The organism is Streptomyces sp. NRRL F-2580 (assembly GCF_000720115.1).
Taxonomy (GTDB): domain Bacteria; phylum Actinomycetota; class Actinomycetes; order Streptomycetales; family Streptomycetaceae; genus Streptomyces.
This window is the reverse complement of the sequence record NZ_JOIR01000003.1, coordinates 303081-317993: the sequence shown is the minus strand read 5'-3', so window position 1 is coordinate 317993 and position 14913 is coordinate 303081. Positions and strand designations below refer to the sequence as shown.

The following is a 14913-nucleotide window of genomic DNA, read 5'->3' as shown; positions in this document are numbered from 1 at the left end:
ACCGCTCTCGCCGAAGGGGTAGCGTTCCCGCCGATGACAGATTCGTTCGATGGCCCGCCCCTGACGCCGCCCCCGGAACGCGCCGCGTTCCCCGACGGCCTCCGCTTCGCCTTCGGCACGCTCACCGTGCTGCCCGCCCGCATCACCCGCTGGGACCGCCCCGCCGCCCGCACCGGGATGGCCTGCGCCCCGCTCGCCGGGCTGGTCGTCGGCGTGCTCGCGGCCGTCCCCGGGGTGCTCCTGCTGGTCCTCGGCGGGGGCCCGCTGCTCGCCGCGGCCGTCACCGTCGCCGTACCGGCCGCGCTGACCCGGGGGCTGCACCTGGACGGGCTCGCCGACACGGCGGACGGCCTGGGCAGTGCCAAACCGGCCGACGAGGCCCTGCGCATCATGAAACAGTCCGACATCGGCCCCTTCGGTGTCGTGGCCCTGGTGATCGTGATGCTGGTGCAGGTGGCGGCCCTGTCCGACGCGTACGCCGACAGCTGGATCCGTGGCGCCCTCGCCGCCGTGGTCGCCGCCGTGACGGCCCGCGTCGCCATGACCCTGGCCTGCCGCGAAGGCGTCCCGGCCGCCCGCCCCGGCGGGCTCGGCGCCGCCGTCGCCGAAGTGGTGCCGCGCCCCGTCGCCGCGGCGATCGCCTTCCTCGCCGTCGCCGCGGCCGCGGCCGCCGCCCTCCCGCTGGGCCTGCCCGCCGCCGGCCGGTACGCGGCGGCGGTCCTGGTGGCCCTGCTCGCCGCGCAGCTCCTGCTCCGCCGCTGCGTACGCCGCTTCGACGGGGTCACCGGAGACGTCTTCGGCGCCCTGGCCGAGGTCGCGGCGACCACCGCCCTGATCGTCCTCGCCCTGGGCTGAGCCGGCGCCGGGGGCCGGCGGACGTCCGGTCCGACGGGACCCTCGCGTCCGGTCCGACGGGACCCTCGCGTCCGGCCCGGGCGGGCCCGCGTACGCTCACCCCGTGGACGACACGCCGACGGAACTGCCCGCCGCCGCGCCCATCCGGGTGCTGCTCGCCGACGACCAGGCACTGCTGCGCAGCGCCTTCAAGGTGCTCGTCGACTCCGAACCCGACATGGAGGTCGTCGGGGAGGCCTCCGACGGGGCGCAGGCCTTCGAACTGGCCCGCCGCACCCGCGCCGACGTCGTGCTCATGGACATCCGGATGCCCGGCACCGACGGCCTCGCCGCCACCCGCATGATCAGCGCGGACCCGGAACTCGCCGCCGTGCGCGTGGTGATGCTGACGACCTTCGAGGTCGACGAGTACGTGGTCTCGGCGCTGCGGGCCGGCGCCTCCGGCTTCCTCGGCAAGGGCGCCGAGCCCGAGGAGCTGCTCAACGCCATCCGCATCGCCGCCGCCGGTGAGGCGCTGCTGTCCCCGGCCGCCACCAAGGGGCTCATCGCCACCTTCCTCGCCCAGGGCGGCGGCGCCGGCCCGGCCGCCGCCGGAGCCTCGGCCGGGATGCACGCGCAGCGGCTCGCCGCGCTGACCGTCCGGGAGCGCGAGGTCCTCGTACACGTCGCGGCGGGGCTGTCCAACGACGAGATCGCCGGCCGGCTGGAGGTCAGCCCGCTCACCGTCAAGACCCACGTGAACCGGGCCATGGCCAAGCTCGGGGCGCGTGATCGGGCGCAATTGGTGGTCATTGCCTACGAATCGGGGCTGGTCCGCCCCCGCGCGGAGTAGTGCGGGAGTAGGCGGCAGCAGTGCGGCGTACTACGGACGCGGTATGCCGCACATAAGGACGGGACCTGCGAGCGACGAAACGCACCCGGCGGATGGGACAGGGTGGGAGTGCCCTCGCGTTCGTCACAGCAGAGAGATCCCATAACCATGTCGTGGCTGTCCCGCTTCAGCCTTGCCCAAAGGGCGTTGGTCGGCCTCGTGTCGATCGTCGCGCTCCTCTTCGGCGCCATAGCCATCCCGCAGCTCAAGCAGCAGCTGCTGCCGTCCATCGAACTGCCGATGGTGTCCGTGCTCGCGCCCTACCAGGGCGCCTCGCCCGACGTGGTGGAGAAGCAGGTCGTCGAACCGATCGAGGCCATGCTCAAGGGCGTCGACGGCATCACCGGCATCACCTCCACCGCCAGCGAGGGCAACGCCCTCATCATGGCCACCTTCGACTACGGCGACAGCGGCACCAAGCAGCTCGTCGCCGACGTCCAGCAGGCCGTCAACCGGGCCCGCGTCCGGCTGCCCGCCGAGGTGGACCCGCAGGTGGTGGCCGGTTCCACGGACGACATCCCGACCGTCATCCTCGCCGTCACCTCGGACAAGGACCAGCAGGCGCTCGCCGACCAGCTGGAACGCTCCGTCGTCCCCGTCCTGTCGGACATCGAGGGCGTCGGCCAGGTCACCGTCGACGGCGTCCAGGACCTCCAGGTCACCGTCACCCCCGACGAGGCCAAGCTCGCGGCCGCCGGCCTCGACGGCGCCGCGCTCGCGCAGGGCCTCCAGGCGGGCGGCGCGGCCGTACCCGCCGGCTCCTTCGACGAGGCGGGCAAGAACCGCACCGTCCGGGTCGGCGCCGGCTACACCTCGCTCGCCCAGGTGGAGGAGCTGCGCCTGAGCCCCGGCCCCGGCAAGCCGGCCGTCCGCCTCGGCGACGTCGCCACCGTGAAGCAGGAGGCGGCCAAGGCCGACTCCATCACCCGGACCAACGGCAAGCCCAGCCTCGCCCTCGTCCTCACCATGGACAAGGACGGCAGCGCCGTCGCCATCTCCGACGCCGTCAAGGACAAGCTCCCCGAGCTGCGTTCCACCCTCGGCGCCGGCGCCGACCTGACCGTCGTCAGCGACCAGGGCCCGGCCGTCGCCAAGTCCATCTCCAGCCTCACCACCGAGGGCCTGCTCGGCCTGCTCTTCGCGGTGATCGTGATCCTGGTGTTCCTGGCCTCGCTGCGCTCGACGCTCGTCACCGCGGTCTCCATCCCGCTGTCCGTGGTCCTCGCGCTCATCGTGCTGTGGACCCGCGACCTGTCGCTCAACATGCTGACCCTGGGCGCCCTCACCATCGCCATCGGCCGCGTCGTCGACGACTCGATCGTGGTCCTGGAGAACATCAAGCGCCACCTCGGCTACGGCGAGGAGCGCGAAGCCGCCATCATCACCGCGGTCAAGGAGGTCGCCGGCGCGGTCACCTCCTCCACGCTCACCACCGTCGCCGTCTTCCTGCCGATCGGCCTCGTCGGCGGCATGATCGGCGAGCTCTTCGGTTCCTTCTCGCTCACCGTCACCGCGGCCCTGCTGGCCTCGCTGCTCGTCTCGCTGACGGTCGTGCCGGTGCTCTCGTACTGGTTCCTCAGCGCGCCCAAGGGCGTCACCGCGGGGGACGCCGAGAGCGCGGCCAAGGCACGGCGCGAGGCCGAGGAGAAGGAGGCGCGCAGCCGCCTCCAGCGGTTCTACGTACGGGTCCTCGGCTTCGCCACCCGGCGCCGCCTGACCAGTGTGGCCATCGCCGTGGTCGTCCTCCTCGGCACCTTCGGGATGACCCCGATGCTGAAGACCAACTTCTTCGACCAGGGTGAGCAGAACGTCCTGACGGTCAAGCAGGAGCTCGCCCCCGGCACCTCGCTGGCCGCCTCCGACGAGGCGAGCCGCAAGATCGAGAAGGTGCTCGCCTCGGTCGAGGGCGTCAAGAGCTACCAGGTCACCGTCGGCTCCTCCGGCTTCCTCGCGGCCTTCGGCGGCGGTACGGGCTCCAACCAGGCCTCGTACCAGGTCTCGCTGAAGGACGCGGGCGACGGGGAGGCCGTGAAGAAGCAGATCGAGGACGAGCTCGCCGCGCTCGACGGCATCGGCGACACCCGCATCTCGGCGGGCGACGCCTTCGGCAGCCAGAACCTCAGCGTGGTCGTCAAGGCCGGCGACGGCGAGGTCCTCGCCAAGGCCGCCGAGCAGGTCCGCGCCGAGGTGGCGAAGCTGGACAACGTCACCGACGTGCAGAGCGACCTGTCCCAGTCCGTGCCCCGGATCTCGGTGACCGCCACCCCCAAGGCGGCGGAGGCGGGCCTGAACCAGGCCGCGCTCGGCGCACTCGTCGGACAGGCCGTACGGGGCAACCCGGCGGGCAAGGCCGTACTGGACGACACCGAGCGGGACATCGTCATCAAGTCGGCGCGGCCGGCCACCACCCTGGCCGAACTGCAGGCGCTCCCCGTCGGCCCGCTCAGGCTCGGTGACATCGCCGAGGTCAAGGAGGTCGCCGGCCCGGTCGCGATGACCCGGATCGACGGCGCCCGCGCCGCGACCATCACCGCGAGGCCGCAGGGCGACAACACGGGCGCGGTCAGCGCCGAGCTCCAGACGAAGCTCAAGGCCCTGGACCTCCCCGAGGGCGCCACCGCCTCCATCGGCGGCGTCTCCGAGGACCAGGACGAGGCCTTCGGCTCGCTCGCCCTGGCCATGCTCGCGGCCATCGCGATCGTGTTCATGCTGCTGGTCGCGACCTTCCGCTCGCTGGTCCAGCCGCTGATCCTGCTGGTCTCCATCCCGTTCGCGGCGACCGGCGCACTCGGCCTGCTCCTCGTCACCGGCACCCCGATGGGCGTCCCGGCGATGATCGGCATGCTGATGCTCATCGGCATCGTGGTGACCAACGCGATCGTCCTGATCGACCTGGTCAACCAGTACCGCGCCCAGGGCCTGGGCGTCGTCGAAGCGGTCATCGAGGGGGGCCGGCACCGCCTGCGCCCGATCCTGATGACGGCCCTGGCGACGATCTTCGCGCTGCTCCCGATGGCGCTGGGCGTCACCGGCGAGGGCGGCTTCATCTCGCAGCCGCTGGCGGTCGTGGTGATCGGCGGCCTGGTCAGCTCGACCCTGCTGACGCTGCTCCTGGTGCCGACCCTCTACACGATGGTCGAGCTCCGCAAGGAGCGCCGCCGCGCCAAGCGCTCGGCGCGCGGCGAGGCCAAGCCGAGGGTGGTTTCCCCCAGCGAGGAAGAGGCGCCGGCCAACGTCTGACCGGACCGGGCGGGCCGAGTCACTCGGCCCGCCCGCCCGACCGAATGCCCGAAGGGGCGGCTCCCGTACGGGAGCCGCCCCTTCGGGCATCTGCGGGCCGGAGCCGTACCGTCGCCCCTACGGGAGGGCCAGCATCCGCTCCAGCGCGAGCTTCGCGAAGCTCTCCGTCTCCTTGTCGACCTGGATCTGGTTGACGAGGGTACCCTCGGCCAGGGACTCCAGGGTCCACACCAGGTGCGGGAGGTCGATGCGGTTCATCGTCGAGCAGAAGCAGACCGTCTTGTCGAGGAAGACGACCTCCTTGTCCTCCGCGGCGAATCGGTTCGCCAGGCGGCGGACCAGGTTCAGCTCGGTGCCGATGGCCCACTTGGAGCCGGCCGGGGCCGCCTCCAGCGCCTTGATGATGTACTCCGTCGAGCCGACGTAGTCCGCGGCCGCCACGACCTCGTGCTTGCACTCGGGGTGGACCAGGACGTTCACGCCGGGGATGCGGGCGCGGACGTCGTTGACCGAGTCGACCGAGAACCGGCCGTGGACCGAGCAGTGCCCGCGCCACAGGATCATCTTGGCGTTCCGCAGCTGCTCGGCGGTCAGGCCGCCGTTCGGCTTGTGCGGGTTGTAGAGCACGCAGTCGTCCAAGGACATGCCCATGTCGCGGACGGCGGTGTTGCGGCCCAGGTGCTGGTCCGGCAGGAAGAGCACCTTCTCGCCCTGCTCGAAGGCCCACTCCAGGGCCTTCTTCGCGTTGGACGACGTACAGATCGTGCCGCCGTGCTTGCCCGTGAAGGCCTTGATGTCGGCAGAGGAGTTCATGTAAGAGACGGGAACCGTCGTACCGGCTATGCCGGCCTCGGTCAGCACGTCCCAGCACTCCGCGACCTGCTCGGCGGTGGCCATGTCGGCCATCGAGCAGCCGGCGGCCAGGTCCGGCAGGACCACCTTCTGGTCGTCCGAGGTCAGGATGTCCGCGGACTCGGCCATGAAGTGCACGCCGCAGAAGACGATGTACTCGGCCTCCGGCTTGGCGGCCGCGTCCTTGGCCAGCTTGAAGGAGTCGCCGGTGACGTCCGCGAACTCGATGACCTCGTCACGCTGGTAGTGGTGGCCGAGGATGAAGACCTTGTCCCCGAGCTTCTCCTTGGCCGCGCGGGCACGCTCCACGAGGTTCGGGTCCGAGGGCGAGGGCAGGTCGCCGGGGCACTCCACCCCGCGCTCGCTCTTGGGATCGGCCTCACGGCCGAGCAGCAGCAGGGCAAGGGGCGTCGGCTGGACGTCCAACGGCTGGGCGGTGGTCACGACACGCACCCTTTCTGTTCTGCGACAAGGGACTTCTGGATCATCGCTTCGACTTCTCGTCTACTTGACGCTATCTATCATAACCGCTTCACGTCAGTTTGACGATGCCGATAGTGTCAATGTGACGCATCAGCCCTCGATTCGTCGGGCCCACCCCCGGGCGCGGTGTGCGAGCATGGAATATCTGAAACAAGCGTCGGGTCCCGGAATGAATCCGCGGTCCCGCTCGTTGCCACCGACGGCAAGAGTCCGACGTTTCCCCGTCTCCGACGGGGAGCCGCCCACTTCGGGAGTGAATGCAGATGTCCGTACAGGACGACAAGACCACCGTGAGCGACGGCATCCTCCTGTCCGACGCCGCCGCCGAAAAGGTCAGGACCCTCCTGGAGCAGGAAGGCCGCGATGACCTGGCGCTCCGCGTCGCCGTCCAGCCCGGCGGCTGCTCCGGCCTGCGCTACCAGCTCTTCTTCGACGAGCGCTCCCTCGACGGCGACGTCGTGAAGGACTTCGACGGTGTGAAGGTCGTCACGGACCGGATGAGCTCCCCGTACCTCCACGGCGCGTCCATCGACTTCGTCGACACCATCGAGAAGCAGGGCTTCACGATCGACAACCCGAACGCCACGGGCTCCTGCGCCTGCGGCGACTCGTTCAGCTAAGCCTGAACCCCCCGCACGTCCGACGAGGGCCCGCCTCCGGTCACATCGACCGGAGGCGGGCCCTCGCCGCATGCCCGAGGACCTGAGCGCTATTGCCGGGGAAGCGGCTTGCCCGTGGTCGCGTCGAGCACCTTCCGGTCACCCGGCGGCTGCTGCAGCGTCGTCGTCAGGGACATCTCCTGCGCGAGCATGATGCAGGCCTGACCCGGCTTGTTCGGGGTGTCCGTGATCTTCACCAGGACCGACTCGGCCGACTCCCGCGCCTCCAGGGCGTAGGTGCTGCACACGCTGCCCCAGAAGTTCACGGTCAGCTTCCGGTCGGCCTGCGCGTACGAGAACCCGGGCACGGTACGACCGTCCTTCGGGGCGGGGGTGCTCTGCTCGGCACCGGCCGGCTGGGCCACCGTGTGGGCGGGCGCGCCGCCGCGCCCCGCCACCTCGAAGAGCCAGGCCGGGACCAGGCCCCGCGCGCCGTTCACCGTGCCCGGGGCCAGCCCGAGCACCGCGCCCTGCACCGTCTCCGTCCGCGGCGGCTTCATCGGCCGCGGCTCCGGGTTGCACGGCACCGTGTCGGTGGCCGCCACCGGGGCGTCCGGCGTCAGTGGGACCGCGCTGGCGCAGCCGCTGGGGTCGGGGGCGCCGCCCTCCCGGCCGCCCGACTTCGCGTTCAGCTGTGCCAGCGCCTCCACGGCCCCGACCACCGGCTGCTCGGCCGCCCGTACCGGTGCCTTCAGCTCGCCGCTGCCGCCGACGACCGTGCCGTCGCCGGCCACGCTCACCTTCGTGGACCAGCCCTGCGTGGGCAGCCCGCCGACCACCGGATCGGCGCTCACCACCCGCACCGAACCCTGGGTGAGCCGGGCATCGAGCTTCGCCCCGTCCTGCCCCGCGGCGGCCAGCACGGGGGCCGCGGCGGCCTTGGCGGCCTCCTCGGACACCGGCTTGGCCATCGCCTCGGGTTTGCCCGCCCCCGGGACCGTGCCGTCGGCGTCCCGCGGGACGGTCGCCGGACCGCAGGTGTCCTTGCCGCGGGCGCAGTCGTCCCCGGTGCCGTTGGTCGGCGCCTGGAAGCGGGAGAAGTTCCACGTCCCCGGGGCCGTACGGCTGACCGTGAGCCGCGGGCCGGACCCGTCGGCGGCCTCCCCCGCCAGCCAGACGTCCCCGGCGAGCCGCGGCTCGCCCGGAATGCCGAGGGCCGCGGCGAGCCGGGCCACCTCCGCCGAGGTGACCTCGCCCGAGGCGGCGAAGGCCGGCGCGGAGGCCGGGCCCTCCGGGAGCCGCACGTCGGCCCGGTAGACGACCCCCTCGCCGGACGGATCGGGCTCACCGGGCGCGATGCCCGGGCCCGAGGGATCTCCCGCGTCGCGGGGCGCGGCGGCCGCGCTGTCACCCGTACGGTGGCCCGGCCCGCCATCGCCGTGGGCGCTGGACGCCCAGTACGCGGTGCCGCCGCCCGCGAGCAGGACCGCGGCCGCGATCGAGCCGACGGCCCAGGCGGGCCGCCGTCGTGTGCCGCGTGATGTGTCGGGTTGTTCGCTGGTCACCGCATCGCTCCTTCTCCGGTCCCGCAGTGTCTGATGCGGGTGTGACGGAACAGGGGCGAAACCGGTTCCCGTCCTCCTATTGGTCCCCGTACGCCGCGGTCGAGGCGATCAGCCGCGCCGAGGCCGGCGGGACGCTGATCCCGTGGATCTGCGCGGGCGCCACCCGGGCCGGCCGGGGGTCCGCCGGAACCGCCCAGTGCGGGGCCATCCGGGCGCAGTCGCCGAGCAGCCGGGTGAGGCCGGGCTGCCGGGGGGCTTCCGTGCCGCGCTTGTCCGCGGTGTACTCGCCGTAGCCGAAACCATCGGTGTAGGTCATGAAGGCACCGTAGGCATCGGGGCTCTCGCGAAGAAAGAGCTACTAAGGGGTAGTTTCTGGGGTTCGGCCTGGGGTCGCTTACCGGGTAGTTTTGACTGTCCCCGCCGTCCTCAGCAGGAGCGTCCACGCCGTGCGCATTGCAGTCACCGGCTCCATCGCCACCGACCACCTCATGACCTTCCCCGGCCGATTCGCCGACCAGCTGGTCGCCGACCAGCTGCACACGGTCTCCCTCTCCTTCCTCGTCGACAACCTCGACGTGCGCCGGGGCGGTGTCGGCCCGAACATCTGCTTCGGCATGGGGCAGCTCGGCAGCCGCCCGATCCTGGTCGGAGCCGCCGGATCCGACTTCGACGAGTACCGCGCCTGGCTGGACCGGCACGGCGTCGACACCGAGTCCGTCCGGATCTCCGAGGTGCTGCACACCGCGCGCTTCGTGTGCACCACGGACTCCGACCACAACCAGATCGGCTCCTTCTACACGGGCGCGATGAGCGAGGCCCGCCTGATCGAGCTGAAGTCCGTGGCCGACCGGGTCGGCGGACTGGACCTGGTCCTCATCGGCGCGGACGACCCCGAGGCGATGCTGCGCCACACGGAGGAGTGCCGCACGCGGGGGATCCCCTTCGCCGCCGACTTCTCGCAGCAGATCGCCCGCATGGACGGCGACAACATCCGCACCCTGATGGAGGGCGCGACCTTCCTCTTCTCGAACGAGTACGAGAAGGGCCTCATCGAGTCGAAGTCGGGCTGGACGGACGCGGAGATCCTCGCGAAGGTCGGCACGCGCGTGACCACGCTCGGCTCCAACGGAGTCAAGATCGAGCGGGTCGGCGAGGCTCCGGTCGTGGTCGGCTGCCCGGAGGAGACCGCGAAGGTCGACCCGACGGGTGTCGGCGACGCGTTCCGTGCCGGGTTCCTGACGGGGCTGGCGTGGGGTGTGGGCCTGGAGCGGGCGGCGCAGGTCGGCTGCATGCTCGCGACGCTGGTCATCGAGACGCTCGGCACCCAGGAGTACACCCTGGCCCGGGCCCACTTCATGGAGCGCTTCACGAAGGCCTACGGCGACGAAGCCGCCGCCGAGGTCCGCGCCCACCTGTCCTGACCCGGCTGACGGCGCCGCCGCCCGGGACTCCGCCTCCGTATGTCAGCCCCTCCGGCGTTTGAGGAGCGGGGTTCGGGGCGGAGCCCCGGCTCCGGGCGGAGCCCGGTGCGCCCGGGGCCGGATTTGCGCGGGTCCGGGCGGAGCGCGGGTCAGAGCAGGCGGCGGACCGTGTACGCGGAGCCGGCCGCGCGGGGAGTTTCGCCCACGTACTCCTGCCCCCGCATCGCGCACCACGCGGGGATGTCCAGCCGGGCCACCTCGTCGTCGGAGACGACCGTGACCGTGCCGCCCACCGGTACCCGGAAAATGGCCCGGGCCAGTTCGATCACCGGCTGCGGGCACCGCAGGCCGAGCGCGTCGAGCTCCAGGGTGTCCGCCACCGGCTGCACCGCCGGGGGGTGCGAGACCCCGAGCCGCTCCCGTACGCCCGCCACCGCACCCGGCAGCACCTCCAGGAACGCGTTGACCTCCTCCGCCGTGGTCCCCGGCGGCAGGGACACCCGTACGTTCCCCTCCGACAGCACGCCCATCGCCCGCAGCACGTGGCTGGGGGTCAGCGTGGAGCTCGTGCACGAGGAGCCCGAGGAGACCGAGAAGCCCGCCCGGTCCAGCTCGTGCAGCAGGGTCTCCCCGTCGACGTACAGGCAGGAGAAGGTGACCAGGTGCGGCAGCCGCCGCTCCGCGTCGCCGACCACCTCCACGTCCGGGACCAGCCGCACCACCCGGCGCCGGATGCGGTCCACCAGGATCCGCAGCCGGGCCGCCTCCGCGTCGGCCTCGGCCCGTACGGCCCGCAGCGACGCCGCCGCCGCCACGATCGCGGGGAGGTTCGCGAAACCGGGGGAGCGCCCCGACTCCCGCTCGTCGGAGGGGTGTTGGGGGGCGAACCGGACTCCCTTGCGGACCGCAAGCAGGCCGACCCCGGGCGGGCCGCCCCACTTGTGGGCGCTCGCGGCCAGGACCGACCAGGCGCCCTCCACCGGGCCCCAGCCCAGCGACTGCGCCGCGTCCACCAGCAACGGCACCCCGGCCGCCGCACAGACCTCGGCCACCTCCGCCACCGGCTGGACCGTGCCCACCTCGTGGTTGGCCGACTGGAGGCAGGCGAGGGCGGTCGTCGGGAGGAGCGCGTCCGCGTAGCCGGCCGCGGTCACCGCGCCGTACCGGTCCACCGGAACCTCGGTCACCGTCCCGCCGTGCGCCTCGTGCGTCGCCGCCGCGTGCAGTACAGAACTGTGTTCGACCGCCGACATGGCCAGATGGCCCCCGACTCGTCGGCGCCCCGCGAGGGCCCCCGCCACTCCCGTGTGAACCGCGTGCGTTCCCGAAGGAGTGAACACGAGCTCGTCGGCGCGGCATCCCACCGCCTCCGCCGCGGCCTCCCGTGCCGCGTCCAGCAACAGCCGGGCGCGCCTGCCCTCCCGGTACAGCCTGGCCGGATCGGCCCAGCCCTCGTCCAGGGAGGCCTGCAACGCCTGCCGGGCCACGGGGTGCAGGGGGGCGGCGGACGCGCTGTCGAAGTACGGCATCCGGCCACCGTAAGGCAAGGTGGTGACTCCGGGAGCGTTCGAGGTCAGGGGGCGTCAGTTGTGCCCCGGAGCCCGCCATTCAGGGCCATTCGCACCGTCCCCCGGACGGCGGATCCATCCCTTCGGGGGCTGTAGCGGCGCGTTGGGCACCCTCCCCGCGCGACCCCAAATAGCGTCCAGTAGGGTTTGGTCCGCATAAACATCCAAACCCCTGCCTGCGTCAGGGCCGGCGACCGACCCGAACACGGCCGCGGCCGGCCGCGCGGGCCGAGACTCTCGGGAAGGCGCTACGTGAGTCCCTACGGCTCCGACCGCTCGCCGCGGCGCCCGATGCGGCGGAAGCTGCTGCAGGCGCTGACTGCGGGCGTGGTCCTGGCGACCGCCACTGGTTGCTCGTATACATGGAAAGACTTCCCCCGCCTCGGAATGCCGACTCCGGTAACCGAGGAGGCGCCGCGCATCCTCTCCCTGTGGCAGGGATCCTGGGCGGCCGCGCTCGTCACGGGCATCCTGGTCTGGGGCCTGATCATCTGGAGCGTCATCTTCCACCGGCGCAGCCGGACGAAGGTGGAGGTCCCCCCGCAGACCCGGTACAACATGCCCATCGAGGCGCTGTACACCGTGGTCCCGCTCATCATCGTCTCGGTGCTCTTCTACTTCACCGCGCGTGACGAGTCGAAGCTGCTCGCCCTCTCCAAGCCGGCGCACACGATCAACGTGATCGGCTTCCAGTGGAGCTGGGGCTTCAACTACGTCGAGAACGTCGACGGCGACGCGGCGACCCCGAAGACGGGCGAGGTTCCCAAGGAGCTCGCCTCGATCCCGGACCGCTTCGCGAAGGCCTTCCCGGCGGGCGCCGAGGGCGTCTACGAGAAGGGCGTCCCGGGCGACAGGAACCCCCAGACGGGCAACCCGGGTCCGACCCTGGTCCTGCCCAAGGGTGAGAAGGTCCGCTTCATCCTGTCGTCCAATGACGTCATCCACTCCTTCTGGGTGGTCCCCTTCCTGTTCAAGCAGGACGTCATCCCGGGCCACACCAACGTCTTCGAGGTCACCCCGACCCAAGAGGGCACCTTCATGGGCAAGTGCGCCGAGCTCTGCGGCGTCGACCACTCCCGGATGCTCTTCAACGTCAAGGTGGTCTCGCCCGAGAAGTACCAGGCGTACCTGAAGGAGCTGGCCGAGAAGGGCCAGACCGGCTTCCTGCCCGCCGGCATCCAGCAGACCGACCCGGCCCGGAATGCGGAAGTGAACAAACTGTGAGCATCCTCAACGAATCCCAGGGTGCCGCCGCAGCTGACTCGTACGAGAACGAGCTGCCGGTACGGCGCAAGCAGCCGGGCAACGTGGTCGTGAAGTGGCTCACCACCACCGACCACAAGACCATCGGCACGATGTACCTGCTGACGTCGTTCGTGTTCTTCATCATCGGCGGCCTGCTGGCGCTCTTCATGCGCGCCGAGCTGGCTCGTCCGGGCACGCAGATCATGTCGAACGAGCAGTTCAACCAGGCGTTCACCATGCATGGCACGATCATGCTGCTGATGTTCGCCACCCCGCTCTTCGCGGGCTTCGCGAACTGGATCATGCCGCTGCAGATCGGTGCGCCCGACGTGGCGTTCCCGCGGCTGAACATGTTCGCGTACTGGCTGTACCTCTTCGGCTCGACCATCGCGGTGGCCGGCTTCGTGACGCCGAACGGCGCCGCCGACTTCGGCTGGTTCGCCTACTCCCCGCTGTCGGACGCGGTCCGCTCGCCGGGCATCGGCGCCGACATGTGGATCATGGGTCTGGCCTTCTCCGGCTTCGGTACGATCCTCGGCTCGGTCAACTTCATCACCACGATCATCTGCATGCGCGCACCCGGCATGACGATGTTCCGCATGCCGATCTTCACCTGGAACGTGCTGCTGACCGGTGTCCTGGTCCTGCTCGCCTTCCCGGTGCTGGCCGCCGCGCTCTTCGCGCTGGAGGCCGACCGCAAGTTCGGTGCGCATGTGTTCGATGCCGCGAACGGCGGCGCATTGCTCTGGCAACACCTCTTCTGGTTCTTCGGACACCCAGAGGTGTACATCATCGCGCTGCCATTCTTCGGAATCGTTTCCGAGATCATTCCGGTCTTCTCGCGCAAGCCGATGTTCGGTTACATCGGCCTGATCGCCGCGACGATCGCGATCGCCGGCCTCTCGGTGACCGTGTGGGCCCACCACATGTACGTCACCGGCGGTGTGCTGCTGCCGTTCTTCTCCTTCATGACCTTCCTGATCGCGGTACCGACCGGTGTGAAGTTCTTCAACTGGATCGGCACCATGTGGAAGGGCTCGCTGTCCTTCGAGACCCCGATGCTCTGGACGATCGGCTTCCTGGTCACCTTCACCTTCGGTGGTCTGACCGGCGTCATCCTGGCCTCGCCCCCGATGGACTTCCACGTCTCCGACTCGTACTTCGTCGTCGCGCACTTCCACTACGTCGTCTTCGGCACCGTGGTCTTCGCGATGTTCGCCGGCTTCCACTTCTGGTGGCCGAAGTTCACGGGCAAGATGCTGGACGAGCGCCTCGGCAAGATCACCTTCTGGACGCTGTTCATCGGCTTCCACGGCACGTTCCTGGTGCAGCACTGGCTGGGTGCCGAGGGCATGCCGCGTCGTTACGCGGACTACCTCGCGGCCGACGGCTTCACCACGCTGAACACGATCTCGACGATCAGCTCCTTCCTGCTCGGCATGTCGATGCTTCCGTTCATGTACAACGTCTGGAAGACGGCGAAGTACGGCAAGAAGATCGAGGTCGACGACCCGTGGGGCTACGGCCGTTCGCTCGAGTGGGCGACGTCCTGCCCGCCGCCGCGGCACAACTTCCTCACCCTGCCGCGCATCCGGTCGGAATCGCCCGCGTTCGACCTGCACCACCCTGAGATCGCGGCCCTCGACCACCTCGAGGACCACACCGCTGGCGGCACCAAGGCCCTCACCGGTGACAAGGAGGCCGGCAAGTGAAGATCCAGGGCAAGATGTTCCTCTGGCTCTCCTTCTTCATCCTGATCATGGCCGTCGTGTACGGCGTGTGGTCGAAGGAGCCCGTCGGAACCACCGCGCTCTTCCTGGCCTTCGGCCTGAGCGTCATGATCGGCTACTACCTGGCCTTCACGGCCAAGCGCGTCGACGAGATGGCCCAGGACAACCTGGAGGCCGACGTCGCCGACGAGGCCGGCGAGCTGGGGTTCTTCTCCCCGCACAGCTGGCAGCCGCTCTCGCTGGGCATCGGTGGCGCGCTCGCCTTCATGGGCGTCATCTTCGGCTGGTGGCTCATGTACTTCTCGGCCCCGATCATCGTGATCGGCCTGTGGGGCTGGGTGTACGAGTACTACCGCGGTGAGAACGCGAACCAGTAGCAGCACCCCGCGCGGCCGCGCCGCGTGAGCACACTTGGGGCCCGGACACCTCTTCGGAGGAGTCCGGGCCCCTCGTTTGCAGTCACCCCGCGCGCCGTAATTGTCAT

12 protein-coding genes are annotated in these 14913 nt (G+C 70.8%); 8 read left to right on the top strand and 4 right to left on the bottom strand.

The features are described 5' to 3' along the window. Nucleotides 1–33 precede the first annotated feature (33 nt). The 3 genes from cobS (at nucleotide 34) to IF88_RS0104505 (ending at nucleotide 4966) form a co-directional block, all read left to right on the top strand. The gene (gene cobS, locus IF88_RS0104515; protein WP_030707491.1) at nucleotides 34–855 is read left to right on the top strand and encodes an adenosylcobinamide-GDP ribazoletransferase; all 822 of its coding nucleotides are present in this window, start codon (nucleotides 34–36) and stop codon (nucleotides 853–855) included. Between the two features lie 103 nt (nucleotides 856–958). Further along, entirely contained in the window at nucleotides 959–1687 is a 729-nt protein-coding gene (locus IF88_RS0104510) for a response regulator (RefSeq protein ID WP_051836433.1), read from the top strand. 147 nt (nucleotides 1688–1834) lie between these two features. Then, entirely contained in the window at nucleotides 1835–4966 is a 3132-nt protein-coding gene (locus IF88_RS0104505) for an efflux RND transporter permease subunit (RefSeq protein ID WP_030707483.1), read from the top strand. 117 nt (nucleotides 4967–5083) lie between these two features. Here IF88_RS0104505 and nadA read toward each other — a convergent pair whose 3' ends face one another. Further along, nucleotides 5084–6271, bottom strand: coding sequence for a quinolinate synthase NadA (gene nadA, locus IF88_RS0104500; protein ID WP_030707481.1), 1188 nt, complete (start codon nucleotides 6269–6271; stop codon nucleotides 5084–5086). Between the two features lie 293 nt (nucleotides 6272–6564). Here nadA and erpA point away from each other — a divergent pair, with 293 nt between their 5' ends. Further along, nucleotides 6565–6921 carry an iron-sulfur cluster insertion protein ErpA gene (gene erpA, locus IF88_RS0104495; RefSeq protein WP_030010511.1) on the top strand — a complete coding sequence of 119 codons (357 nt, stop codon included), beginning with the start codon at nucleotides 6565–6567 and terminating at the stop codon, nucleotides 6919–6921. A gap of 89 nt (nucleotides 6922–7010) precedes the next feature. Here the strand turns inward: erpA and IF88_RS0104490 are convergent, their stop codons facing one another. Further along, a complete protein-coding gene (locus IF88_RS0104490) occupies nucleotides 7011–8465 on the bottom strand; it encodes a hypothetical protein (RefSeq protein WP_030707479.1) in 1455 nt (484 codons plus the stop codon). Between the two features lie 76 nt (nucleotides 8466–8541). After that, nucleotides 8542–8781, bottom strand: a complete 240-nt coding sequence (locus tag IF88_RS0104485) for a hypothetical protein (protein WP_030707477.1) — start codon at nucleotides 8779–8781, stop codon at nucleotides 8542–8544. Between the two features lie 130 nt (nucleotides 8782–8911). Here IF88_RS0104485 and IF88_RS0104480 point away from each other — a divergent pair, with 130 nt between their 5' ends. After that, complete coding sequence (locus tag IF88_RS0104480; protein ID WP_030707475.1) at nucleotides 8912–9886, top strand: carbohydrate kinase family protein; 975 nt, start codon at nucleotides 8912–8914, stop codon at nucleotides 9884–9886. Between the two features lie 149 nt (nucleotides 9887–10035). Here IF88_RS0104480 and IF88_RS0104475 read toward each other — a convergent pair whose 3' ends face one another. After that, nucleotides 10036–11415: a cysteine desulfurase/sulfurtransferase TusA family protein gene (locus IF88_RS0104475; RefSeq protein WP_030707473.1), complete on the bottom strand. Its 1380-nt coding sequence runs from the start codon at nucleotides 11413–11415 to the stop codon at nucleotides 10036–10038. Nucleotides 11416–11706: 291 nt separating this feature from the next. Between IF88_RS0104475 and coxB the strand changes: the two genes are divergently transcribed. Genes coxB through IF88_RS0104460 form a run of 3 tightly spaced genes read left to right on the top strand, consistent with a single transcriptional unit; the run spans nucleotide 11707 to nucleotide 14806 of the window. Continuing rightward, complete coding sequence (gene coxB, locus IF88_RS0104470; RefSeq protein ID WP_030707471.1) at nucleotides 11707–12678, top strand: cytochrome c oxidase subunit II; 972 nt, start codon at nucleotides 11707–11709, stop codon at nucleotides 12676–12678. Next, a complete protein-coding gene (ctaD, locus tag IF88_RS0104465) occupies nucleotides 12675–14411 on the top strand; it encodes a cytochrome c oxidase subunit I (protein ID WP_030707469.1) in 1737 nt (578 codons plus the stop codon). The genes coxB and ctaD overlap by 4 nt, the downstream gene beginning before the upstream one ends. Beyond that, a complete protein-coding gene (locus IF88_RS0104460; RefSeq protein ID WP_030707468.1) occupies nucleotides 14408–14806 on the top strand; it encodes a cytochrome c oxidase subunit 4 in 399 nt (132 codons plus the stop codon). The genes ctaD and IF88_RS0104460 overlap by 4 nt, the downstream gene beginning before the upstream one ends. The last annotated feature ends 107 nt before the right edge of the window (nucleotides 14807–14913 follow it).

Bases quoted from the DNA above. Each gene is read 5' to 3' on its own strand.
- IF88_RS0104505 (WP_030707483.1), top strand. From the start codon at position 1,835: ATGTCGTGGCTGTCCCGCTTCAGCCTTGCCCAAAGGGCGTTGGTCGGC.
- cobS (WP_030707491.1), top strand. From the start codon at position 34: ATGACAGATTCGTTCGATGGCCCGCCCCTGACGCCGCCCCCGGAACGC.
- IF88_RS0104485 (WP_030707477.1), bottom strand. From the start codon at position 8,781: ATGACCTACACCGATGGTTTCGGCTACGGCGAGTACACCGCGGACAAG.
- IF88_RS0104475 (WP_030707473.1), bottom strand. From the start codon at position 11,415: ATGCCGTACTTCGACAGCGCGTCCGCCGCCCCCCTGCACCCCGTGGCC.
- erpA (WP_030010511.1), top strand. From the start codon at position 6,565: ATGTCCGTACAGGACGACAAGACCACCGTGAGCGACGGCATCCTCCTG.